Source organism: Streptococcus danieliae, assembly GCF_013415245.1.
In the GTDB taxonomy this organism is placed as follows: Bacteria; Bacillota; Bacilli; order Lactobacillales; family Streptococcaceae; genus Streptococcus; species Streptococcus danieliae_A.
In genome coordinates this window covers 1-2,219 of record NZ_JACBXX010000196.1, presented here as the reverse complement: position 1 = coordinate 2,219, position 2,219 = coordinate 1, and the positions used below count along the sequence as shown (strand labels likewise).

3 protein-coding genes are annotated in these 2,219 nt (G+C 40.8%); 1 reads left to right on the top strand and 2 read right to left on the bottom strand.

Annotated elements, in window-relative coordinates:
- A partial coding sequence (locus tag HZY94_RS09000) for a hypothetical protein (protein WP_179925868.1) occupies positions 1-475 on the bottom strand: 475 nt, incomplete at its 3' end.
- 39 nt (positions 476-514) lie between these two features.
- A complete protein-coding gene (locus tag HZY94_RS08995) occupies positions 515-1,393 on the bottom strand; it encodes a DUF6287 domain-containing protein (protein WP_179925867.1) in 879 nt (292 codons plus the stop codon).
- Positions 1,394-1,519: 126 nt separating this feature from the next.
- On the opposite strand from HZY94_RS08995, the gene HZY94_RS08990 reads away from it, so the two are divergent.
- Positions 1,520-2,020 (top strand): hypothetical protein, encoded by a 501-nt coding sequence (locus HZY94_RS08990; protein ID WP_179925866.1) that lies wholly within the window; start codon positions 1,520-1,522, stop codon positions 2,018-2,020.
- Positions 2,021-2,219: the final 199 nt, after the last annotated feature.

The window sequence follows — 2,219 nt, the reverse complement described above, 5'->3', positions numbered from 1 at the left end:
CTGATATATATATCCCATTGAAAATCATCTTCATATAAGCTGATTTTTTTATAAGGAATTCTTTTTGATTAGCTGTAAGATCAATCTCTACATACTTAAAAACGCTATCAATTACAATATTTGTTCCAATTCCAACCGCAACAGTATAAAAAGCTTTCATTGACTCTGATGATAAACCTTTAGCACTAAAAACAACAGGTAGAGTAAGAAGACATCCTGCGGATAATGCTAAAAATAATGTAGATGGTTCCTCTCTGAATAATTCAAAAAATGTACCTATTAAAAATATTAAACTGACAATAAATAAGATGATGACATACAATGATACAAAAAATATGTATAGATGCAGGTAATTCGATCCTTTATCGATAAAGATTCCCATAACGAGAAACAAAATAAAAAACTTAGCCATAATAATAATTGCTGTTTCGCAAATATCGATTATTTTTTTCCTCATATCATTCTCCTCAGCCATAATAATTCTACAATTTTTACAACATCAACCTTATTCCCCTCACCCCCTATAAAACATCATCAAAACTCCTGGATTATAATCATCCAAATTCTCAATCATCACAATCCGATCGCGATCATCTACAGGATCTAATCCTGCAATGTGGGGTAAAAATTCTTCACCTTTAGGAACAAAGATGATATTCATGGATTTGCCGACGTGGCTTCGATTGGCTAGCTTAGCTAGAACAACTTCTCCGACCTTTACGAATTTGGTTCCGTCAAACTCTTCTTGATTGACCAAATGGCCAGTGCGGTCGACCATGCCATCTGGGCTTATAACTAAGTGGCTATTGGATTCATTAGTCCATTCTCCTGCTACAGAGGAGTAATCACCTTTTAGAATTTCGTCCAGATTGATGGCTTTGGCTTGGGGCTCGGCTGTAGGGGCATCCAAGAGTTCTGTACTGTAGGACAGGATTTCAAAGGAGTCATCTGTTTCTGCCAATTTCCAGCTGCGTTTGCCGTAGACATAGTGTTTGTCAGCTGTGCTTGCTGTGGTGACTTCGCGTGAGAAGTAGGTATTGAATTGGATGGTGTCTCCTTTGACCTGCAGTTCTTGGACAGGGGTTCCCGTTGTGAAGAAGCCTCTGTAGGCTGGATCCATAACTTCTTGGAGAGCCTTTTGATAGTTGTCATTGCTACTTGAGTCAAAAAAGCGTTGGATTTTATCGCTTTTCTGAAGTGTTGATTCGTCGACGGCAACGAGATAGCTTTGGACAAAGGCGTTCAGATCGCTCTCCAGTTCGTCTTGGTCTTCAGCTGCGAGGACGATGGAGGAGGTTCTGCCTAGGGGCTGGTCCAGTAAACTCTGTGGGACTGCCAGTAGGGCTAGGGTAAGCCCTGCTCCTACTGCCAGTTTCTGTACGTATTTCTTCATATTTCCTATCTTCCTTGAGTTCCTATCTCTACTTTAACATACTGCGACTTTTTTAGGAACACCTCTCGCCCTTTTCATCTTTCTTTCAGCTTTCTTTCCTATACTATTCTTCAAGGAGGTGAGCTTATGTTTGTGTTTGCCTTTCCGGGTATGGGGAAGACAACGTTAGCGCAGAAGTATGAGGAGGTGGTGGATCTGGAGATGTCGGACATCAAGTACGACAATTCCAGCGTCAGCCATTTGAGCCGCGAGGCGCGGAAGTCGACCAAGCGGCCGATTAAGGACAAGAATTACAAGGAGACCTATATTGCTAAGGCTTTTGCTTTTCATGAAAAAGGCAAAAGGGTGCTGGTGGCGCTAAATTTTCTGTTCCCTATGCTAAGGGCTTTTCGGGTTAGGGGCCAGGTCCCTTTTCATATCTTTATCCCACACCCTTCCCTCAGAGCCGAGTATCGGCAGCGTTATCGGGACCGGGGGAATAATGACCGCTTCCTTTTTGAGGTCATGCTTATCTGGTATCCAACGACCATTCCCCTTTTCCTTTTAGCAAAAATCTTCCCCAAATGGATTACAGTTACCAAGGCGGGAGAGACTCTGGAAGATTATTGGAACATAAAAAGCACTTAGATTTCTCGGTTCTATAATAAGTTGTGTGGAAAGCTTTCTCTCCATGCAACTTTTTTTTGTAATTCAGAGTGCAAAAAAAGCAATTCCTAGTAAACTGATAAGTGGAAAAAACATCAGAATAGGAATTGCTTTATATGGACTATAATACTCAAAAATTACTCGGAATTCAAGACCTAGACATTACTTTTAAAGAAGAATG